This is a genomic window from Allorhodopirellula solitaria, assembly GCF_007859855.1.
Classification (GTDB): domain Bacteria; phylum Planctomycetota; class Planctomycetia; order Pirellulales; family Pirellulaceae; genus Rhodopirellula; species Rhodopirellula solitaria.
The window spans coordinates 460,231-483,609 of record NZ_SJPK01000002.1; the positions used below are offsets into that span (position 1 = coordinate 460,231).

General features: G+C 57.8%; 12 protein-coding genes. 1 reads left to right on the forward strand and 11 read right to left on the reverse strand.

Going from position 1 to position 23,379, the window contains the following annotated elements; translation table 11 throughout:
- Positions 1 to 53: 53 nt before the first annotated feature.
- Both CA85_RS05025 and CA85_RS05030 read right to left on the reverse strand, forming a co-directional pair.
- The gene (locus CA85_RS05025; RefSeq protein ID WP_146390198.1) at positions 54 to 1,478 is read right to left on the reverse strand and encodes a TIGR01777 family oxidoreductase; all 1,425 of its coding nucleotides are present in this window, start codon (positions 1,476 to 1,478) and stop codon (positions 54 to 56) included.
- Between the two features lie 673 nt (positions 1,479 to 2,151).
- A complete protein-coding gene (locus CA85_RS05030; protein WP_146390199.1) occupies positions 2,152 to 3,270 on the reverse strand; it encodes a pyridoxal phosphate-dependent aminotransferase in 1,119 nt (372 codons plus the stop codon).
- A gap of 125 nt (positions 3,271 to 3,395) precedes the next feature.
- On the opposite strand from CA85_RS05030, the gene CA85_RS05035 reads away from it, so the two are divergent.
- Complete coding sequence (locus CA85_RS05035) at positions 3,396 to 4,733, forward strand: glycosyltransferase family 4 protein (RefSeq protein WP_146390200.1); 1,338 nt, start codon at positions 3,396 to 3,398, stop codon at positions 4,731 to 4,733.
- 280 nt (positions 4,734 to 5,013) lie between these two features.
- Here CA85_RS05035 and CA85_RS05040 read toward each other — a convergent pair whose 3' ends face one another.
- The 9 genes from CA85_RS05040 to CA85_RS05080 all read right to left on the reverse strand — a co-directional run bounded on the left by CA85_RS05040 (position 5,014) and on the right by CA85_RS05080 (position 22,916).
- Positions 5,014 to 6,891, reverse strand: coding sequence for a prepilin-type N-terminal cleavage/methylation domain-containing protein (locus CA85_RS05040; RefSeq protein ID WP_146390201.1), 1,878 nt, complete (start codon positions 6,889 to 6,891; stop codon positions 5,014 to 5,016).
- A gap of 185 nt (positions 6,892 to 7,076) precedes the next feature.
- Entirely contained in the window at positions 7,077 to 12,593 is a 5,517-nt protein-coding gene (locus CA85_RS05045; protein ID WP_146390202.1) for a hypothetical protein, read from the reverse strand.
- Between the two features lie 175 nt (positions 12,594 to 12,768).
- Positions 12,769 to 14,046 (reverse strand): type IV pilus modification PilV family protein, encoded by a 1,278-nt coding sequence (locus CA85_RS05050; protein ID WP_146390203.1) that lies wholly within the window; start codon positions 14,044 to 14,046, stop codon positions 12,769 to 12,771.
- A 14-nt stretch (positions 14,047 to 14,060) separates the two neighbouring features.
- Positions 14,061 to 15,230, reverse strand: coding sequence for a prepilin-type N-terminal cleavage/methylation domain-containing protein (locus CA85_RS05055; protein ID WP_186774752.1), 1,170 nt, complete (start codon positions 15,228 to 15,230; stop codon positions 14,061 to 14,063).
- An 11-nt stretch (positions 15,231 to 15,241) separates the two neighbouring features.
- Positions 15,242 to 16,399 (reverse strand): type II secretion system protein, encoded by a 1,158-nt coding sequence (locus tag CA85_RS05060; RefSeq protein WP_146390439.1) that lies wholly within the window; start codon positions 16,397 to 16,399, stop codon positions 15,242 to 15,244.
- Between the two features lies 1 nt (position 16,400).
- A complete protein-coding gene (locus tag CA85_RS05065) occupies positions 16,401 to 17,561 on the reverse strand; it encodes a type II secretion system protein (protein WP_146390205.1) in 1,161 nt (386 codons plus the stop codon).
- 200 nt (positions 17,562 to 17,761) lie between these two features.
- Positions 17,762 to 19,204 (reverse strand): type II secretion system F family protein, encoded by a 1,443-nt coding sequence (locus CA85_RS05070; protein ID WP_146390206.1) that lies wholly within the window; start codon positions 19,202 to 19,204, stop codon positions 17,762 to 17,764.
- A 777-nt stretch (positions 19,205 to 19,981) separates the two neighbouring features.
- A complete protein-coding gene (locus CA85_RS05075; protein ID WP_146390207.1) occupies positions 19,982 to 21,703 on the reverse strand; it encodes a GspE/PulE family protein in 1,722 nt (573 codons plus the stop codon).
- A gap of 103 nt (positions 21,704 to 21,806) precedes the next feature.
- On the reverse strand, positions 21,807 to 22,916 hold the full coding sequence (locus tag CA85_RS05080; RefSeq protein WP_146390208.1) for a type IV pilus twitching motility protein PilT: 1,110 nt from the start codon (positions 22,914 to 22,916) through the stop codon (positions 21,807 to 21,809).
- Positions 22,917 to 23,379: the final 463 nt, after the last annotated feature.

The window sequence follows — 23,379 nt, forward strand, 5'->3', positions numbered from 1 at the left end:
CACTCTCTCCCCCCAGCTCAGACGAGCGGAGTCGTCTGGCTACTTTCACCCACTCAGTTCGCTGCGAGCCGTTCGACGCCTAAGCAGTAACGCAAGAGTTCGCGTAGTGACGAAAAGCGAAATTCGTAGCCGCTCGACGCGAGCTGATCGGGGATGACGCGGTTGCTCGCTAACAACAGGGCATCGGCCATCTCTCCCAACGCCAACCGCAACGCCGGTGCGGGGGCGGGAAACAGGGCCGGACGACCGATCACCTGGCCCAGAGTTCTGGCGAATTCGCGGTTGCTCATCGGCGTGGGCGAAACGAAGTTCACAGGACCGACGAGCCTCGGTGTCGCGATCGCATGGACGATCCCTCCGAGCACGTCATCGAGCGCGATCCAGCTCCAATATTGCCGTCCACTGCCCAGTGCCCCGCCACCGAACTTCGCTGGCGTGAGCATTTTTTCCAAGGCACCTCCCCGAGGTGAAATCACCATGCCCAATCGTGCATTGACCACCCGAATGCCCGCCTCGGATGCCGGTCGGCATGAGGCTTCCCACTGCTGGCACGTATCGGCCAGAAAACCCTCGCCTGGTGCGGACGATTCGTGCAGCATCTCATCGCCGCGATCGCCATAGAAACCCGTCGCGGAGGCACAAATGAGCGTCTGGGGCGGACGTGACAATTTTGCCAACCGCTCACAGAGACTACGGGTCTTCTCGATCCGACTGTCGCGGATCTGTTGCTTGATCTCATCGGTCCATCGCGGCCCCGCAATCGGCTTGCCCGCCAAATGCACAACCACATCGACCTCATTGAATCGCTCGAACTCCGCGTCGCTCGACCAAGCCGCGATTTCATCGTCGCCGGCCTGTTCGTCACGGGTGATCGTCAGCACCCGGTGGCCGAGCAGGACCAATAGTCGGCAGAGCGACCGGCCCACCAGCCCGCTCGCTCCCGAAACCGCGATCGTTAACGGATCGCTCGGGTAACGTGCCTGCAGTGCCAGGTCATCTCGAGTGACCCGATGCCGGTAGGCGAAGACAGATTCGAGTTTCTCTCGAACGCGGGAGCCTCCGACGAGGTTGCCCATCCTGCCCAGCGGCACTTGGTATTCAATCTCGTCGGTCAGTCGTGACGCATCGGGGCCGGTGGTAGAGAACCGATGGCGATGCCTCCACGACGTGAACGGGCCCGACTCCTGTTCGTCGGTGAATAATTCGGGCGGTTCGTACTCGGTATGTCGCACCTGCCAGCGTAGTGGGATGCCGGCGACAGGCGTTTTCACGACCACCCGGCTGCCTACCGTGAGGCTACCATCGCTGTGTTCCACCTCGACCGATTCCCAGGGCGGGTTCAACCGCTGCAGACATCCCGGCCGCTCGTGGTAGCCAAAGGCCACGTCAATCGGTACCGGTAAATCGACCGATGCGACCAGCCGTTCGGGGCTGGAGGTTGCCGAGCTGTCGCTCGATGGTTTGGATGCAGTAGTCATGAACGGATGGCTCATGCACTTTGCGTGCCAGCGTCGATTGATTGAGCCCAGACGCGTCAGGAACGTGGGAGAAGTATCCCGTCAGGGATGATAGAAAATAGCCGGTGGTTTGAGCGCAAGCGAACACCACCGGATACGTCGCAAATCGCAAGAGCCAACCCCGCATGGGGTGGAAGATCATTCATGACGGGATCTGCGACCCACTTTCGGGGTCGACGTTCGGTGACCAACGAGACACCGCAGGTGGCGCTGCGCTGACCTACAGCTATTCTCGTTTACGCCTTCGGCGTAGGAAAACCGGCTCATCCGACGGAAGCGTGCGCAGAGCACAGCGGAAGTTTTTTTGAGGCATGGCTCTCGTATCCAATGATCGTTCAAAAATGCGTCCCTGACGAACAAACGCTCGCCAGGGACCGACAACACCATTGGCGTACCGCTTTTGCAGGGAAACGCTGGCGACCGAGATATCCCTTGCCAAGCCAGCACCTCTGCAGAGCTCGGCTCGGTTTCTCCCGGCAGTGCCAGTCTAACATTGATAATCACATCCCACAAATAAATCCTTCGATACTGGAGCCATGCCTTGAAAACCTCGGGCGCACGCTTCCGTCGGATCAGCCGGAAAACTTGCGGGGCTCAACATGACGGCGCCAATATCGAATAGATCAACACGCCATTACCGGGCTGATTCTTGGGCGAGCCGGATCAGCATGTCCGCACCGCGGCGGAGCGTCTCGTCGCTGGCGGCGAAACTGATCCGGAAGTGGCTGTCCGCTCTGCTGAAGATGTTTCCGGGAATGATCAGCAGGCCCTGTGAAATGGCGTGCTCGACAAAGGCGGCTCCACCAGCTGTACCAGGGGCTTTGGGGAATAGATAGAAGGCACCGCCGGGTGAGGTCAGCTCGTAATGCGGCGACAATTCGCCGACGAGGAAATCACGTTTTCGGCGGTACTCGTCCACGTTGGCCTGCATCGAAACCTCGGTCGCCCGCAGGGCTCCCCATTGTGCTGGCTGCGGGGCGCAGACAAACGAGAACTGTTGGATCTTCAACATTGTCGCGATCACTTCGGGCGGGCCGTGGACATATCCCACTCGCCACCCTGTCATCGCGTGCGATTTGCTGAACCCGTCGATCACAATCGTATCGGGATTGTCCGCTGCCGGTGAGTAGAACTCGCCCTCGTAAAAGAAGCGGCTGTAGATCTCATCCGAGAGCAGGGCGACGTTGTGCTGGGCAGCAATTTCGGCGACCGCTTTGAGGTCCGCTTGGTCGGCTGTCACGCCAGTCGGATTGGCGGGGCTGTTGACCAGAATCATTTTCGTCTGGGGCGTGATCGCGGCCGCGATCTTATCCGGGTCGAGCCGGAAATCGGGATAGGAATCCACCATCACCGGCACGCCACCGGCCAACCGAACGAGCGCCGGGTACATCACAAAGTAGGGATCGAGAAAGATCACCTCATCGCCCGGGTTGACCATCGAGAGCATCGATAAAACCAAACCGCCGCTGGTGCCACTGCTGATGAACACATCGCGTTCTTGGTCGGGGTATTTCTCCCGGACTTCTGCTAGGATAGCGTCTCGCAGCGGCGCGATGCCCTGGGTCGGCGAGTAGGCGTTTCGCCCGCTACGAATCGCCTCGATGGAAGCTTCCTTAATCGCCTCGGGCACATCAAAATCGGGTTGCCCGATCGATAGATTGATCGGGTCTTTGAGTTTCGCGGCCAGATCAAACACGCGGCGAATACCGCTGCTATCGAATGTTTTGGTGCGGTCGGCAATCCAAGGATGCATGATGGCGGCGTGGGGAAAGTCGTTGAAAGGGACGGGCGAAACACGGTGCAGGCTGGAATTCTACCCTACGTAGTATCGACGTCAAAACATCTTTGTACAGTGATCTGATTTGAAAAGGATCTGAAGTGAAAATCCTCTTCCTCACCGCCGGAGCCGCTGGGATGTATTGCGGCAGTTGCATGCACGACAACTCGCTCGCCAAGGCGATGCGGGAGCTCGGCGATGACGTGCTGCTGCAACCGGTCTACACGCCGATTCGAACCGATGAACCCGGCATCGCATCCGATGAAGTATTCTTGGGCGGCATCCAGGTCTACCTGCTCCAACAATTCCCCCTGCTCCGCTGGGTGCCTCGTGGTCTGCGGTCGTGGTTGGACCGGCCAGGGGTCATTCGGGCTGCCACTCGCAAAGCCGTTGGTACCGATCCCGCTCGGCTCGGCGAATTGACCCTCTCGATGCTGAGGGGGGAACACGGTCGACAGGCCAGTGAAGTGGAGCGACTCGTCCGCTGGCTCGAGACCGAACATCGCCCCGATGCGATCATCCTCAGCAACCTGTTGATCGGCGGCGTGATCCCCTCGATCGCCGAGCGTTTGCCGCAAACGAAAATCATCGTTGTGCTGCAGGGCGATGATATCTTCCTGGATCAACTCCCTGAACAGACACGCAGCCAAGCAATCGAACTGTGCCGTCAGCTCGCTGAAAAAGTCGACACGTTCGTGACCTACAGCCGCTTCTACCGGGACAAGATGAGCGAGCTGCTCGCAATCCCGACGAGCAAGTTCGAGATTCACCCGCTCTCGATCGACCTGGCTCCCTTTGCTGAACGCGACGAAGCGACATCAGCTGGCCTCCACGGACGAAGCGTGGTTCATGAGAAGCAGGACGGCGAATTTCGCATCGGCTACTTCGCTCGCATTGCTCCCGAGAAAGGATTGCACCTACTCGCCGAGGCTTTCGAACGAGTTGCCCGTGATCCCGACAATGTGCACATCACGCTGCACGCAGCCGGATGGCTTGGCGATCACCATCGGCCGTACCTCGACGAGTTGACCGGAAAAATAGCAGCAGCCGGCCTGACCCACCGATTCCGCTACCACGGCAGCCCCTCGTTGGAGGACAAGGTCTCGTTGATGCGAAGCTTCGATCTCCTCAGCGTCCCGGCCCCCTACGAGGATCCCAAGGGCCTGTTCCTGCTCGAGGCCATGGCCGCGGGCGTGCCCGTCCTCCAACCCGCTCATGGGGCCTTTGTAGAACTGATCGAAGCGACCGGTGGCGGAGAATGTTTTGCTCCCCACGACGTAGGCGAGCTGGCCGAGCGAATTGTTGCCCTCAGCCGCACTGCGGATCGACTGGCCCAGTTCCAAAACTCCGCCAGAGAACAGCTGATTCATTACCACAGCATCGAGTCAGCCGCCGCTCGCATGCACGCAACCTGCAGCCCATCACCAAGCCCCCAATGAGCCGAGTGCCGTAAGGCACCGAGTGCCACGTTTGTTGATCCCGGTGGTGTTCGCTCCGCTCAAACCACCGGCTATTTTCTAAAACGCCTTCGGCGTACGAAGACTTGTGGGTAATCAACAGCTCGTCGGCTCGTTCACTACGACAGAAATTGATCGTGCGTTGCTAAGTAGGCATCACGAAACATCGCGGAGGGATCGACGGACAATAGTCGGGGATAAGCGGCGCGACATCCCCGGACACCGAGCCAGCGTATCGTACCGACCCCGAAGCCGTTCTCCGTCAGAGTGAATCGCGATGGACAACGGACATCTGTTGGAGTTGCCGGGTGCCGACATTCTCTAGCCGCACCGTTACCCGGATCGCCTGGGGTGTTTGTACAAACGGCGCCGAGGTTTCTCGTTCACTCGGGTCGTCGGTGCCGTACTCGCCCGGGAACAGTGTAGGCGCGTTGGTATCGATCCCATCCGCGGCCAAGTCCGTGATACTGGCATCGCCTGCATTGTATTGCTTCCAGTAGGTGCCTCGGAACCGACCCCCGATGTACCGCCGTTCTTGATAGAACCCATCACGTTCATACGCCGACGTGTACGTATCGAAGGCGGGTTGGAACAATCGAATCTGATCGCTGCCTGCTATCACCAATCGCCCCGATTTGAAAAGTGCATCGGTGTAGGTTTGGTCGGTGGTATTTGCTGGGAACGTCGACGCGGCGGCCAAATCCAAGCCGGAGAAAACCGAGGACATGCGAGTGATGTTGAGCGTGTCGCTAGCCCCGGGTTCCAGGTTCGGCGTGACTTGGCCTGACGGTGCACCTGGGGAATTGGATACTAGTAGGTCTTGCCAGCCTCGCAAGGCTCCTCCGGCGAGCACGGGATAGGCCAAATCAACGAAGCCGCCGCCCGGGACGCCGTCGGGGATCAAGGCACCCGTCGGCCCGGACAGGACCTGGCGGTAACCCGCGTCACCCGGTCCGACCACCAAGTCGCGCGACGAGAGGTAGAACGCGGCGGTGGGATCAAAAATCTGTAGATCGAGGGCGCGGCAGTTGTTGGCGATCACGTCTTCGCCACGACGATCTCCGCTCAGCACAAACTCGCGTCGCAGATACCCGCTCCACTTTTGGGGCGTGACCACGGGGGCGTTGTTCGTGGCGCTTAGAGTTGGACTGAGATTATTCGTGCTGCCTTGGCGAATCAAGCTCGTCGGCTCGAGATCCTCAAGGGCTAGAATCGGCATCGAGGTGTCCGGTGAAGTTCCGCCCACAATTTGCCCCCAAGGAACGCGCACGTGCGCAAACCGATTGTGCGGCTGAGATAAATCGTCGAGCGAGTTGGCCACGACCGCTGCATTCACATTCCGATTCGGTGTGCCGTCTGCATTGAGCTGGCGGCGAATGGAGAGATCGACGATCTGATGAGCGTCACCCATCCCCGTCAACCAATCGTTGCCCGCAGTCAATCGGAGACCGACTCCCGATGTGACTGAGTTCAAATCCGGGCGGATCAGCAGCACGCGTCGATACAGCATCACGCGGTCTGGGATCGAATCATCGTCCGCATCAACAATTGCACCGGTGGTATCACGTTCCGGGTTCGCAAAGTAAACGATCTCGGCATAGCGAGAGCGAATCACGACAGGTGTGTTGGCAGCAATCTCTGTTGCCGAGCCCGACGCCGGATCGAGCGCCGTGTTGAGAATGTACGCGGGGACTTGGCCCGTGAACCAGGCTCCTGGAGGGGCGATGGCAGTGAAGGCCAGGTAATCGTCGAGGTCACCGAAACGGCTGTCTTGGGCCACTGTCTGATCATCGATCGTGCTGTATCGACCCAGGATCGTGGTGGTGGCATCGGTCATCGGACCTTCGTAGTATTCGAAATATCCGTTGGGTTCGGGATCGTCACCGTCGACCGGGTCGAGCGGTACGGTGCAGCGGCGCAGTTCATCGTTGAGCCGCGTGGTGACATCACGCAGTTCGCTCGATAGCGAAACATTGCCGCGGCTATCGCGCACCCGTTCACCGACAAAAGCGAACGCGCGCGCTACCGCCGCCATCATCAACAGCGTGATCGCCATTGCAATGAGCATTTCCACGAGGGTGAAGGCAGAACGCGATCGGGTGCGGGTGAGGTGGCGACAGGGGTTTAAATGGTGCGACATGACAAACGGTCGGAGGAAAAGATAAACTTCTTCAGCCCCCAAGGGGGCGGCGTGATGACAGCCCAGGGCAACGCCCTGGGGATCGGGTTGGCTTGGCGCTAGCGAGGTTTCCGTTTCCGGTGCCCCAGGGCGATGCCCTGGGCTATCCTAGCAACGGCCCGTTGGGCCTCCTCTCTTTAAATTTCTCATGGGTAATACCTTTCGAAAACAACGGTGTCGCGGGCGTTTAAGTCTTGGCCGGGGATGAAGCCGACTGGGATCGAGCGGTCGACGATGAACATTGCCCGATACCGCTGTGTTTGGCCAGTCGATTCTCCGTACTCTGCCCCCAGATTCGCTGTGTCGTCAGCGTCGACTTCGAAGAAGCCGACGGTCATGCGGATCAAGAATGTCTGCGAGTTGTCGGAGGCCAAATTCGGCATCCGCATCAGCGTTTGGTATTTCAAGAACGGGTTCTTGTTGCGATTTTGATACTCGATGGTCGTCTGTGGAAGCTCGCCTCCAGAACGAACAAACAGCGGCGTGTGCGTCGGCGTCGTGCCACCGGTTCCGGTTTCTTGGTTATCCACCGTGCCTTCCCCACGCAGCAATCCGGCGTTGACGTTACGGCGTCGTAACAACAGCGAGTCGTCGTTACCTGAGGTGCTGAGGTCGCGAACTTCCATCCCGAATTTGCCTTCCGCACTCCGCCGGAAGACGCCCGCAAACTGTGTCGGGAAACGAGGGTCGAGCTGATTGGGTGCGTAGTTTACCGGCGTCGATGAATCCGACAGCAGAACGGTCGGAACGGGTGTTGTGTTGGGCGGTACATACCCGCGGCGCGTCTGTAGGAACGACTGATATGACAATTGATCGGCATTCGCTGCTCCCGACGCATTGCTGTATTCTCCCGGGTTCATGTGCCCCTGCATCAATCCTTTCCAAGCCGCGAAGGTTTCGATGGAATTGAGGTTCAGTTTGCCATGACGTTGGTTGTCTTCGGTGAAGTTAAATGGGGCCGCATAGAGAGGCACCAGAGGTGTCCCTGCAATCCGTGTCGGCAGCATCGCTTTGGACTCGCCCCGATAACGCGGTCCGGTGCCCACGAGATCAAACAGTGTGCTGAACTCGGCAGCGTTCGCTGGTGAGGTCGCTTTGATGTTTTCACTATTGAAAAAGTTCAGCAGATGGCGGAACGGCGACAGGAAGATCGTCGCGTAGGCGGGATCCGTCGATGCCGAGCTGTTTTCCGGGAAAACGGGTGGGTTGGGATTGCCAGGATCGATCACGCTGAACTCTTCGAGCAGTCGCCCTTGCGAGCACGCAGGCACCATCATCAATTCGTGCGGCGTCGCAAAGGGACGATTCAACCACGGATGCATCGCGAATGGGTTGCGAGGACGACCGCGAATGGGTGTGGTCACGGCGTCTGCCATTGGGTCCCAAAACTCACTATTGATGTAATTGAACGTGGTGGCCACGTTCGTGCCGAGGTTGAAGTAGTCACCGGCGGGCGACATCGGTGCAGAAACCGTGTCCGCGGGTTGTGGCGTCAAACCATAGTTGGTTCGGTAGGAATACAGCAAGTCGACCCCAACGCCGTCAATACCCTCGCCGGTTCGTTGGCGACTGCCGTTAAGATAGTCCAGTTCCGAAGGGGGGGTGGCCGGGACGTTACCCGTTGCGGTGACATTCGCTGCAGTATCCTCACCGCTAAACACAGTCAGATCGATGGCGATCTGATCGATCGTGCGGTAGGGGTTGAGCGTTGGATGGAACCCTCGGGTCGGATCGGCCAAACGTTGCAGAAACGCAGTGCGATAGTTTGGCACCGTTCCCAACATGGGGTCCGCGACGGTCGCCGGGTCGGCTGCGAACGCTTGAGTGAGTTGCTTGATTGGCCCGTCGACATGCATGTCCTGAGGCCTGTCGAGATAGATTGGAGTTGGAGGAAGAGGCGCGGGTGGTACGACTAATGCTCCCGTATCGTCAAGCTGCACATAGGCATCTGTCAAAGGGTAATTCGCGCCCGCGACTTCAGTATATCGCAAATACGGCTCGTCGTAATAGTCACCAGCAATGATCGGCAGCGGTTCGCTTACGTTCAAACCGATTCCGTTGGGAAGTGTCGTAGCTGTATTCGTCCAGTCACCTGGCGGAAAACTCGAAATCGCGAGGCTGAGTCCCGGTAAGACTCTCGTGCTCGTATTGGGCGTTAACAGGGTGTCGGCCGCGTCATACTGGATCAAGCCGACCGATGGTGCCGCGCTGGAGATCTCGAATCTTTGATCACTCGGTGCGCTGGGGTTGATCGTGTCGGCGTACACCTTCGACCCAAAGTGGGTCGTGAACCGTGGAGCCAACGTGAGATACTGCTCGGGCAGCAGCTCGGCGAGCGTGCCACTGCGATTAAAAAATATACCGGCGGGCTGCGTCATATCAGGGATTGGTGCAATCGCAGCATCGAGTTCGCTGTCAATAGCGTAGCTCGTGAACAGCACGAAGCGGTTCAGGTCCAGATTCGCCGCAGTATCGTTGAGTTCATCCAGTGCGTTGGGATTACCGAGCTCCGGTTGAAACGACTGGGTATCGGGCAAAGTCGCGCGCAGTTCAAGCGGAGAGCTGCCCGTGCCGACTGGATTGTTGGCAGGATCGGCGGCTTCGAAATGAGGTTCACTGATGCCAACTCGCCAGACAGGCACGTCCGCAGAAGCCGTTCCGGTTCCCCAGTTCGTTCCGTTAAAGAGGGTCGGGATCGTTCTCGCCAGGTCGAGCGAATAACTGACACTGGCGCCGCTCGTATCGACGTCATAAAGTTCACGAGGAAGGCCAGCAGTATTAGGATCCGCCGCACCGGCCAACACTCGGCGGCGAGGATTGTACAATTCCAGAAACAACGACCCCTGGGGGATGCGGACCTGATCCATGTCGTCATCCTCATCCGGCGCCGAAGTCCCCTTTTTTCCATCGGTGTCGAGGTTCGTATCTCGAACCCGAAGGTCGTGAGTCGCATAGGATTCACTGAACAGGAGATCGGGTTGCTCACAACCCCACACGACGGGTGAGAAATTGGTTGGCACCGTCGCACTGGTGCCGAACACTTCCGTAGCGGGCTGGAGTGTGCCATCGCCATTGATGTCTTCAGCGACCGCCCAACCATCGAACGGGTTGGGGTCGTAGGCGAACCGCGTCATGATGGCATCGGGATCGCGGTAGTCGACCACGTTGACCGCCCACTGGGCAATGCGCCGGGCCCGGTAGGCTTCTCGGTCTGAGACCGGGACAGGAGTGCCGAGGGTGTCGCCGTAGCTGGGGTACTCGTTCTGCAAGTCCTCGCTGATCATCATCATCAATACATAAAGATGACGCGCCAGGAGTTGACGTGGCGATGCATGCGCACTGTCGTCACGAACATAGTTAGGAGCGATTCCAGTAAAGCTGCCATTGACGGTCTCGCTGGCATAAGATTCGAAGGCACGCGTTTCGACGCCTACTGTTTCGCTTGCATCATCAACCGTTCCGTTGCCGTCGTCATCTCGACCGGGCACGTTGTACTCACGTGGCTCATCGACAATATTATTGCCATTGTCATCGATGCCGTTGCCGAATCGCCGGTTGATATTAAGGCGTTTTGCCAAACGCAGTTCGGGGGCAACGAGGTCATTGAGCTGAGCATTGGTCAGTGTGCCACCGATCAGACCACGTAGCGCGTCGTAGGCCGACGCGCTGCCGGGAGTCGCCACGATTGGACTGTCATCTGACACGCTAGTCATGGTGATTGCTTGCGCCAAATCCGGCTCGGTCGCAGCCATCGGGCTGATCAAATTCGTTAGCCGAGTAGGCAATAGGTCGTTATCAAACTCATTGATTCGAATGATCGCTTCGAGTTCTTCACCGGTGAAAACACTGTCACTACTGAGCTGGCCCGTCGGATCGAGCTCGTAGGGGTTGTCGGCCAACTCATTTGAGGTCGGCTCGGTGAATGCCGTCGTGGCGGGATCGTCGCCGAGTGCTTCACCCACATCGGTCGGTGAGAAGACGGTCACGTCCCCGTCGTTGGCTGGGACGACCGCTCCACTGAGCGAGAGACCGTGGGCACCGCGTCCGTACGGATCGATCGAATTGCCGTAAACACCGTTGCCCGTCAAGGCAGCCGGTTGCCATCCCGACATCAGGACCCCTAAAGCATCTGCTCCGGATCGACCTGGAACCAACTCACCCCCGGTTGCGATTTGGTATCGAGACTGCAGGAGGTTGCCGAGCTGGGCTGCGGTGCCCGGGATGTTGATATCAGCGGGGCCGTAACCGAGGCCGCGAAAGGCAAACTGATCGGCACTGCCGCCGTTGGTCCAATCCGCGACCGTTTCGTTCACGCCAGTTGCTTGGTTGATCAACGCGAAATTACCGTGTGCATTGACGTTCAAACGACCGGACAGGTCTTCGATCATCGGTGCCACCAACGGACGCAGTAACTTGCCATCAGGGGCCGTGATTAGCGGCAGTCCGAAGTCCACCCAGATGCTATCGGCGACACCGTCGAAATCATTGTCGACGTCCCAGGGACCATTGATGAGTGCTTCCATCAATTGGTTCAAACGGACTCGTGCTGTGGTGTAGTTCAGTGTCGGTGGGGTACCGGTCCCTTGCATTAACAGCGGCAGTCGCAGTGCGAAGCTACTGCTGCCACCGGTGAACTGCTCGTGGATGAGCGGCGAACTCGTCACCATCGGTGCAGTCGCTGTCGTCACTAATTGATTTTCGGCAATCGGGAATGGGCGAAACGTGCTACGCGCAACGCTGGCGATAACGTGGGCATATGCATCGGTCGGCGGATTGGCCCAATCGAGGTTCTCATTGAGGATGTAGTTGAGGACCGATGGACGATGGAAAGATGGGATCACCTTGCTGGTCGTGGGGTCCTGGTGGCTGAGGAACCAATTGTTGAAATCGGCGGCGTCGTAGCCTTCGTCGAAATCGCTGCCGGGCGTCGCGGTGGCAGAACCCTTGTTGACATTGGTGCCAAGTGAATGCGGTTGCAGGGCTACCGGGAGCCGGAACCCAACACTGCCGACGTTCGAGGGCGTGAACTGGTAGCCGGTCGCGGCGTCATCGTTCACATTCGTCCCATCGAACCCCAACCCCGGTGAATTCCGCGGTACACCATTCATCCAAATGGAGTCACCCACAGCAGGAGTGAGGACACCCAGTTCGGGCTTGGTTTCGATGATCACATCGTGATTTCCGGCTGACGTGGAGATCGAATGCAGGATGCGAAATGTGTGCCCCGAGAAGTCGCCCTCGGTGAACGTGATGATCCGTCCCGTATAGAGATCGTTCACCTCGTCGGTGGAGAGCGAGAGGCCTCCGGTGATCGATGTGTCGTTGGCCAGTGAAAATCGGACGTAACCATTTAACTCGACAGGTGTTGTTACCGTTCCGACCTGCAACCCCATGTAGTCCGTTCGCCCGTAGTAGTCACTCAGCATATCCTCCCCGAAGAACGGGTTTGTGGGGACACTCGTACCGCGAATCAATGTCATCAGCGCATCATCGATGATGCCGTTGACGTCGGGGCGATGGATGTTCCGCGCTGAAATCGCGAACGAGGAGTGACGCGACTGATTGCTGAAGACCAAATAGGCGGCTAACAGCACGCTGAAAAAGGTCAGTGAACTGAGCACGACTAACAAGATGATGCCAGCGGGTGGTTGCTTGCGGTTCATCGGATTTGCACTTAAAGACTGAAGAGAAGAGAGAGGGGGGAGAGAGATGGGGGGTATTCCACTCACAAAGCTGCCCCCCCGGCACTCCGCTGCGAAGAGCAGAGGGTAGGGATGAGGTAGCGTGAACGCGTCAAAGGCCGTGAGGTTTTGCTAAGTAAAAATTCATGTCATGGCCTCAGTTGAAAAAGTCATCGAGTAGGATCGTCTTTTCGTTCACCGCCACGACATCCTCGACCAACGTCGCGTAGGTCAATGAGTTTTGGTTTGCTGCCGTTGGAGCGTTGTTCGGCGAAAAGTTCCAATCTGGGCCGTCCAACATCACCTTGAGTGACCACACCGTGGTCGATGCGCGCGGGTTGCTGGAATCGGGCGCTGGTATGACCGTTCCATCGACCGACGTATTGGCGAGCAGGGGCTGTTCGAAGACCGTGGGGTCCCCGTCGACACCGACGACGCGGTACCAACGGAACACCTGGGAGGCGATTCGCTTGGCATTCGCATTGGGCGGCGTGGGCCCCGGTAATGTCGTGCGTGAGAGCATCAACCAATCACCGCTGGTGAGTTGTGGCAAGGTGTTGCCGGAGGACAGAAGCTCGACCGAGCCGCCTGCTCCACCCCGAAAACCCAACCAATTGGTCGCCAACGCGACCCGTTCAGCAACCGCGTTTTGATTCGCGTCTTCAACCGCTGCTGCAGGGAACTCGGTGGTACGCTCGCGTGATTGATAAATCACGACAGACATTGATGCGTATCGCGATTCCGCGTCCGGATCCACTGTGATCATCCAGGAATACGTGCCGACGGGAATGCGTTTGCCAGCGACGATCGCATCGGTTCCCGAGGTTGCCTGCAAACCCGTGAGCACGGCGGGGATGGAGCGGTCTTTTGGACGCAAGGCGGAGAGATCGTTGGGGCTCTCGACCCACGTTCTCGCGATCTCAAACCGATTGCCAACCGAATAGCCCGTGAAGGCGTTCAAACCCACACGTTGCATTCGGGGTTGTCCCTGGAAACCCGGGGACGCCGTGTATGTCGTCGACGGATCCACCAGCGGATCGTGATCGGCTGAGTAAAACGGAAACAGCGACATGTCGTACTGGCCGTTCATCGCAGGCACTGTGTTGTCTGCGAGCAGAGGATCCAAACAGAACGGCTGGATCACCCGCACGGTGGTCGTTCCGACGGTGTAGCTGAGATCCTGATTGCCCGTCAGTGCGGCATCACGAATCAAGTTCCGCGCGGCCACTTCGCTGATGACGGCATCGGACATCGCGGCGGCGGTGTCAAAGTCCATTGCGTCTTGAGCCCGGTGCCCGGCCAGTGGCAGGATCGAAGTCAGGCCAACCAAACCGATGAGGATGACACCGATCGCGAAAGTGACTTCGATGAGCGTGATACCGGTGCGCTGGCGACTGCTGGACTGGCGAGTTGCTACGTGAAGCTTGGTATTCATAGTTTCATTCATTTTCATTCCGCCACCGTATCGGAGAAGGTTGCGAAGACTCTGGCGGGCTTCAATGCCTCACCGTAGGCCAGAGTCGTCGGGTCAGTGGGATCTGCGGGGATCGTTCCCGGCGTCGCCATGCTGACCGTGGTGACGCGGCCCGAGGCTGGGTTGACAACAACCCACAGCGAATCCGGGTCCATGATGTTCGTCGTCAGTGTCGAATCTTGCGAGAATAGGTTGTCACGATCCGCCGCGGCTGCCCCTTCGACGGAGGCCACACCATCAATCTCACCTACGCAAAAATAGATCAACCCAGTCGGAAACACGCGTGTGTTGACGGAATTGTAGATCACTTGCGAAACCGCTCCGCTGGCGTTGAAGAGAATGTCAACGGCCCGCGGCAACGTGGCTGGGTCCATGCTCGGTGCAAACTGGCTGCCGCCGACGCCGATGCCGGAGTAGTTGAAGTCGATGGCCATTCCCCGCGGCAATGACATGACCCTGCTCGTCGACGCAGCGGGACTGCGTTGGATGCGATACTTCACGTTACCACCCGTTGCACTGGTGCCACCCGCCTGTGGAAACCGATTCACGGTCGATCCGGTCGCGCCGACAGCTGTGTTTTCGGCAAGATCAAACGTAACGGGGACGGTCGAACCAGCAACTGCACCAATTCCAGTGATCGGTACCGATCGGCCGCCCGGCAGTTCCAGCATGTCTCCCACCTGAATCGGGGCGAGGTAATCGTTGCTGGGCGTCACCGTATCGTTCAGGATCTGCGAGCTGAGGTAAATCAACGGGCTGTCGGCGGTGTCAAAATTAGCGGTGTTGGCTGGCGAGCCTGAAAGCGTGGCGACCGCGTTGGCAGCATCCCCAGTGTAGGCGGGCACACCAACGAGCTGTCGTAGCCGTAGCGAGGTCGATCGTGCATAGTTGCCATTGGCTACCGAACTGAGTCGTTCGAAACGCACGCCAACGGTACGCCCTTCGGCGATCGCTCGGCTGCGGGCGGCATCCATGAACGCCTCGATGTTCTGCGCCGTCCGCGTCGCCTTTTGATCACTGATCAATCCCTTGACGACCGGCAGAGCGACCGCCACGAGCATCAAGAAGATCACCATCACGATGAGCATCTCGACCAGCGTGAAACCGTGCGGGACGCGACTCGGTTTTCGGTTCGGTTGGGTCATGCAAAGGTTATTCATTGGGAACCCGCCAGTGCATAGTTGGTGATATTGTCGGAGACCAGTTCCGTATTGAGCTCTGCACCCGGCAAGGAACTCGGTGCATTGTGTCGCAGGTAGGGGTCGGGAAATACATAGGTTCCTGTGCGGCCCTCAGCTTCGTCGCCAACGACGACCTTCGTACCCGAATCCATTTCACTGAGTGGCCACGATTGGGTGTTGTAGGAAACTGTGTTGGAACTGAGTGACATGCCGAATTCATCGTCGCCGCCAGCCGAGACAATTAGCGGTCGCATGGCCCACGGGAAACCCGCTCCTGAGACGAAATGCCCAAAGTCCACGTGAAAGGGATCGAAGTCGTCGGGGATCGTTTGGTCGACCAACGCGTCATCATCATTGATGTAGCCCACCGGCCAGCGGATGAAACCGAGAGGCCTGCCCCAACCATCGAGGATCTCACGCATCCCATCGCCGTCGGTATCGCCAATACTGGCACTGGGAATTGAATCGATGGCGGGAGATCCGTTGGCGAAGGAAGTGGCCATGATCAAATATAGGCATTCAGCACCTTCGTTTTCGGTGGTCCACGTTTGACCGGCACTGAGAAAGCGATCGTAATACGTATACGCCTTCTGAGTTCGCTCCCAAGCGATCGGCATTTGACGGCGATTAGAGTACTGCCGAATGGCTCGCCCGCTCGTCGTGTCAGACACGACTCGGTTGGCTACCGCCGTGATCGTAACCGCGTCGGTTTGGACGGGACCGGTCATGTTGAAGACGACGTCGAGCCGTTTGTCGGGCATCTCCATCCGCTGCAGGTCACGGGTCATGATCAACCGCACCCGCGCCGCTTCGGTTGCCAGCACTTCGAAACTAACCAGCACGTCGGGCGTGGAGGTGTTGTTGTCGTGGTCGACGACTTGACTGAGCGTGGGGATGTCGACTGGTAATGGCCGGTATTTGTACGATTCATATTGTTCCTGGATCACACTGTCGCAGGCAGCGATAATCGTGCGGGTGCGCGAAGCGCGGGCCGAATTCGTCACACCTTGAACCGCAGCGAGGACCATCCCGCCCATCAAGCCAATGATGACCAGGACGACAAGGATCTCGACGAGGGTGAACCCAACGCGTCGATCGCGGTTTCGATTGATGACTGTGCTGCGGTCTGACATATCACTCAAGTCCATTGCCTAGCGAGGATTCTGTGAAATTCGTGACGTTGTCCAGGTGCGCGTTGATATTCTCGCCGCCACCCCACTGACTATCTTGAAAGCCTTGCGAGCCCACATCCGCATTGGTAAATACGAGGCCAGCTGGGGAGGTTGCATCCTCATCGGGCCACATCGGTACGCCTTGCTCAGTGAAATGCACCGGCAATGCAGCTGTATTGGTAGAATCGATGGAGACGAGTTTGCCAAAAAGCAGATCCGAGCCGGGCGAAATGATCTGGAAGGTGTTCGGGTTTTGAAACTTGACAGCATCAAAAGCAGCCTTCTCTGATCCATACGTTGTACCGGAGGGTGGATCGATGGCTTGCCCCGATTTATAGGGACGCACGCCGCCGACGGGAGATGCGAGATAGCCGTTGTAGGTGTTCACACCCGAAATCGTGGCGATCACGCCATAGGTCCGCGAATCGAAGTAGACGAGCGGTGCGTCGTCGCCTGCGACGGCCCGGTAAGCGGGTAAGATGTCGTTGCCGCCATGGGCGTTGTTGACAACATCCATCAGCGTTTCGTCATTGCTCAACAGTGGGGAGGTCTGCGACACGCGATTGATGGTCAGCCGTTCGGTATCGAAATCGAAGAATGCATTGTCCCGTGTGGCGTTGTACTGATAGTCCGTGATGTCTGTCGGCGTTCCGCCGGACACCAGCTCAATCGGGCCGCCCGGTCCGGTCAGTGGGTGCTGAATGTCCTTGCTGAATCCACCTAAGAAAAATACGAGGGCTTCGGCACGGTCCATTGCCACGCCACTGAAGTCTCCCAGGGTATTGCCGGTTTCGTCGTCCGTGAGCAGCTTGAGCAACGTCGCGTCGGGTTCGGCCATTCGTGGGAATAGCTTCCGCATGTGCCGCTGCAGTACCGCTTCGCTGCTACCGTCGGGTGGGAAATCACCGTACTTGGCCTCGTACGCCTTGACGGCTTGATCGAGAGCGTTGATCTCGAGCCGCTGCGCGCCGGTTGTGGCGTTGGACAACGCGTTGCTGATCGCGGGGATCGCGATGCCCATCAGGATGCCAATGATCATGATCACGACGAGAATTTCCACAAGCGTGAAGCCACTGCTGGCGGCATGCCGTGGACGACGGTGGGAAGGAGTTGGAGTCATCATCGGTCTAGGTTGTTGTTGAAGGGCGGAATGGTCGCTTCGCGGCGGGTTGTTTTTTAGCTATTAGCTTGTTAGCTGCTAGCTATTAGCTTTTTGAGAGGGGTGGAACGCTTCGCGTTTGGAGTGTGTGGAAACCGGGGCTAACGCCCATCGGCTGATTCAGTTCGCTAGTGGCTAGAAGCTAGAAGCTAATAGCTCGCTTCCTAGGTCAATCCTGTAATGAGTTGTACGAGGGGCATGAAGAGTGAGATCACGATAAAACCGACGGCGAGACCGAGGAAGACAATCATGATTGGCTCCATCAGTGCCGTGAGGCTGTCGGTCATGATGCGGACTTCTTCGTCGTAGGTGTCCGCGACTTTGTAGAGCATCGTGTCGAGTTCGCCGGTTTCCTCACCGACATCGACCATGTTGACGACGAGGTCGTCGACCACCCGGCCTTTGATCTTGGTCAGGTAAAACAGGATGCACATCACCATCCCGCCGCCGATCATGTACAACGCCATGAAGGTGAGCGATTCCACCATCCCGTCTTTGTCGAGTTTGCTGCCCTTGGCAGTCAACGCCACGCTCAGCACCATGATGCCCGGGAACGATCCGAACAGGGCCCAGAAGACGGCCGCCATGGGGTGGAACCCGAGCACGGAGTGTTCGGCCAGCGGCTTGCTGATGACTTCCCCTTCACGGATCTGCTCGGCGACCTTGGTATAGAGCTTTTCGAACATCGCATTGCCTGAGGTTTCACGCGTGATGTTCAGACCCTCCATAATCGGTACGCCCGAACTGATCAGCGTGCCGAGGGTTCGGGTGGTCCGGGCGAGAATGTTCTTTTCGATCAAGGGCCCGAAAATGGGTACCCGCAAGATGAACATGTCGAAACCAATCCGGCCATGTTTGAACTTCCGCATCAACTTGATCAGAATGAACGCACAGATCGGCATCGCGATCAGCAGGAACCAATAGCTACCGACGTAGTTACTCATCGCGATCAACAGCTGGGTCGGCGCGGGCAGCGTCAATCCAAACTCGTCAAACATTTTTTCGAACGTGGGGACGATCATGATCATGATGAACGTCAGAATCGCGATCGCCACGGTGACCACGATGACGGGATAGATCAACGCACCCTTGACCTTCCGCTTGAGCGACTCGGCGCTTTCGAGGAAGTCAGCAAGACGATTGAGAATCGTTTCGAGAGCACCACCAGCCTCCCCCGCCTTGATCATGTTGACGTAGAGACGGTTGAAGACCTTAGGGCATTTTCCCATCGCTTCGGAGAGCGTTGCCCCGCCTTCAATTTCGTCGCAAACGTCCATCAGGGCATTCTTGAGTTTACCCGGTTTCTGGTTGTTCTCGAGAATCCGCAGGCTGCGGAGAATCGGCAGACCGGCGTCCTGCAAAATCGATAGCTGGCGAGTGAACGCACAGATATGCTTGGTCTTGGCACCGCCCATCGCAAAGGGGCGTTTCTTCCTTTCACCCGGAGCAGCCGCGTCGCCCGCCGCCTGTTTCTTGACGGCGATCTTCGTGACGAAGTATCCCATCTGGCGGATGGTGGTTTGCGCCTCATCCTCGTTGGCTGCATCGATCTCGTCCCGGATCTCTTGTCCGGTCGCGTCCATCGCTTCGAAGGTGTAAATAGGCATCGCTTCGCTCTGGCTGTTTGATTTTAAGCTATTAGCTACTAGCTTTTTTCAGGAATCGGGTGGTTTGGATGGGCTTCGCTTCGCTCTGGCTGTTTGATCTTAAGCTATTAGCTACTAGCTTTCTTTCGGACGGCGGAGTCTTTGGGTGAAACTGCGGAGCATTCGCTGGACTTCGGTGAGTTGGTTATAAGCTGTCTGGTAGGTGGCTGCTTGGCAAACGACGAGTCAGTGGATAAGCCGCCAGCACGAACTGATGTGCCTTCTCCCAGACTTTTAAGGGCTCATCCGACGGCAGCGAGCGGCCGAGGTTTTCAAGGCATGGCTCCGGTATGCAAGGATTTATTTTTGGGATGTGATTATCAATGTTAGCCTGGCACTGCCGGGAGAAACGGAGCCGAGCTCTGCAGAGGTGCTGGCTTGGCAAGGGATATCTCGGTCGCCAGCGTTTCCCTGCAAAAGCGGTACGCCAATGGTGTTGCCGGTCCCTGGCGAGCGTTTGTTCGTCAGGGACGCATTTTTGAACAATCATTGGATACGAGAGCCATGCCTCAAAAAACCTTCCGCTGTGCTCTGCGCACGCTTCCGTCGAATGAACCCTTTTAAGTCGCGAATATCTTTCATTTTCCAATCTCCTTTTTGTAGCTACTAGCTGATAGCTTCTAGCTTTACTGACGTGTTCGGTGTTCGGTACGATTCTTGAAAAAGCTAGCAGCTAATCGTTAGTAGCTAATTGCTAAAAACAAACCAGCAGCGGCCTTGCCGCTTTCGCTCCCGCCGCTATCCATCAACAACAGTCTCCCGGACGATCTCGTCGAGTGTGGTGACACCTTCCCTGGCGACTTGCATTCCGTAATCTCTCAGTGTGATCATGCCATCGGCTTGGGCTTTGTCCCGCAAGTCATCGGTGCTGTCATTGGCCATGATCATCTCGCGAATGGCATCGTTGACGACCATCAATTCGAACAGTGCGATCCGCCCTTTGTATCCTGTGTTATTGCAGTTCTCGCAGCCGGTGCCTTTGAAGTAATCGGTCTCTTCAATCTCTTCGCGGGTCATCCCGAGTTCGGTTAGCAGGTCGGTGCTGACGCGAGTCTTCTCACGGCACTTCGTGCAGATGCGGCGCACCAATCGCTGGGCCAAAATGGCTTCCACGGTGGCGCAGATCATGAAGGGTTGGATCCCCATGTCGGTCAACCGCGTAACCGTGCTGGGGGCGTCGTTAGTGTGCAGGGTGCTGAAGACAAGGTGGCCCGTGAGGGCGGCTTGAATCGCGATCTCAGCGGTCTCGAGGTCACGGATCTCCCCAACGAGAATGATGTCGGGGTCTTGCCGGAGGATCGCCCGAAGGCAGGATGCGAACGTGACGCCAGCATCGGAATCGATCGGGATCTGGATAATGCCATCGATGTCGTACTCAACCGGATCCTCGGTCGTGATAATCTTTTCTTTGGGGTCGTTGAGCTCGCTAAGGGAGGAGTACAGCGTGGTCGTTTTCCCGCTGCCCGTCGGACCGGTCACCAGCACGATTCCATTCGGGCGATCAATCGCTTTGCGGAAGTTCGCGATCGTGACCTCATCCATCCCGACGTTATCGAGTGACAGGTCGACCACACTCCGGTCGAGAACCCGCATGACGGTCGACTCGCCGAAGATGGTCGGTAGCACACTGACGCGGAGGTCGACGGGGTGTCCGCCGACCATCAATTCAATCCGACCGTCCTGCGGCATCCGACGTTCGGCGATGTCGAGGTCTGCCATGACTTTCACTCGCGTGGTGATCGCGAATGCCAAGTGCCGTGGAGGGGGAACCATTTCATAGAGCACCCCTTCGGACTTGATCCGAATTCGGAATTCGTCTTCAAATGGTTCGAAGTGAATGTCGCTGGCGTGATCCTTGATCGCCAGCAACAGCACCATGTTGAGTAGTTTGCGAACGGGCGCCGAATCGGCCAATGCGGCCGCATCGGTGATATTGAATTTCTCTTGATCGAGGATACTCGCGGCCGCTTTGAGGTCTTCGTCCTCGGCGAGTTCAGCGACCAGTTTCTCGACACTCTCCGCTTCGCTGTCGTAGTGTTTCGTGATCGCCTGTTTGATGTCGTGCTCGGTCGCCACGACCACCCGGATCTCGTAGCCCAGGAACGTTCTCAGCTCGTCTTGGATGTTCAGGTTCTGCGGGTCGCAGGTCGCGATCGTCAACTGGTTGGCAGCCTCGTCGAACTTGACCGGCACGCAGCGGTAGAGCTGGGCCATCGTCTCGCTGATCTTCTCGAGCACCTCGGGAGCGATCTTGGCATCTTCGAGTGATACCGTCTGCATCCCCATCTGCTCGGCGAGGGCCTGGATCAGCTGCTCATCGGTGACCAACTGCATGGCCTCGGCAACTTTTCCGAACAGAGCACCGGGCTGCTGCTCCTGCTCATCGAGCACAGCTTGCAACTGATCATCGGTTAGAAAACCGAGGTCAACGAGAATCTGTCCGATGCGACGTGGGGCCATGTTTCTTTTCTCGGGAGCTATCTAGCCAATAGCGACTAGCTATCAGCTCGTTGGGGTGAATTGGGAGGGAAAGCAGCTGGCAGTTTTCACGAGCAGCTAATCGCTAATTCTCGTCCTCGATTTCGGCAGCGGAATCGTCGAGGCCTTTGCGGGCCTGGACGATGCGTCGAGCTAAATCGTCTGGGTTCTGGGCTTTCGCCAGGGCATCTTCGACGGTGATCAGGTCGTTCTTCCAGTGTTTGAACAATGCATCGTCCATGAGCTGCATGCCGAATTTGGCACCCGTTTGCATGGAGGAGTTGATGCGGAATGTTTTGTTTTCGCGAATCAGGTTGGAAATCCCCGAGGTCACCACGAGGACTTCGTAGGCCGCCACGCGGCCGCCACCGATCTTCGGGATCAGCGTTTGGGCGACGACGCCGATCAGAGTCGAGGCCAGCTGGGTTCGAATCTGGTCTTGAAGGTTGCCGGGGAACGCATCGATGATCCGGTTGACGGTTCCTTGAGCGCTGTTGGTGTGCAGGGTGCCGAACACCACGTGACCGGTTTCCGCAGCACTGATCGCCGCTTCAATGGTTTCGAGATCCCGCAGCTCGCCAACGAGGATCACATCGGGATCCTGACGCAGGGCCCGGCGGATCGCCTCAGAGAAGCTGGGGACGTCGACACCCACCTCCCGCTGGTTGATCGTCGACTCTTTGTGTTCATGGTAAAACTCGATCGGATCCTCGATCGTGATGATGTGGTGATCGACCGTCTCATTGAGCAGATTGATCAGGCTGGCGAGCGTCGTCGATTTCCCCGATCCAGTAGGTCCCGTGACCAAGAACAGCCCGCGGGGGCGGTGGACCAGCTTGACGACCACCTCGGGCAGGCCGAGCTGCTCGGGGGTGAGTTTGTCATTGGGAATCTGACGCAGCACCATCGAGATGAAACCACGCTGTTTAAACACTGACACTCGGAATCGGGCCAATTCGCCGAACGCGAACCCAAAGTCAGTTGATCCTGTCTCCTGTAGTTCCCGCTGGCAACGCTCGGGCGTGATGCTCTTCATCAGCCCCACGGCGTCTTCGGCATCGAGTGTTTTGGTATCGAGCTTCCGCATCCGGCCGCTCAAACGGAACACGGGCGGCTGTCCGACGACAATATGGATATCGCTCACGCCCTGCTTCACAGCAGCTTGCAGCAGTTTGTCGATCAGAACTTGAGCCATGGTGCGGAGCTTTTAGCGTCTAGCGATTAGCGGATAGCTACTCGAGGGGGGATGGGACAGTACACATACAACGGGCACGCAACAGCGCAGCCAGTGGGCATGCTCGCGAAACATGAAAGCTGGCGGTCACAGAAGTTGTCAGTGATCATCAGCATCAGGCCGATCGGAAGATAAGGATGAAAGGTTCGATCGAGCACTGAAGATAAATGTCGGCTCGCGTGCCAACTGCAAGCATTATCGTGAAACACAAGTGAAAAGGCAACGATTTTCCCGCTAAAGCGATCGCTACCTGCCGCGATTCCCCTCAGCGGGTTCCGATTTCGCAGGCTCTGACGTGTGAATTCCGCCATTGGAGGGGGGTTGAGGCGGCAGTGCTGGCGAGACGAAAGGGATCGAGGCGTGGAATGACGGCCCATGGGTCGCGCCGCTGGCCGGCCTATCGGTTGGCGGGCCAGTCGGTTGC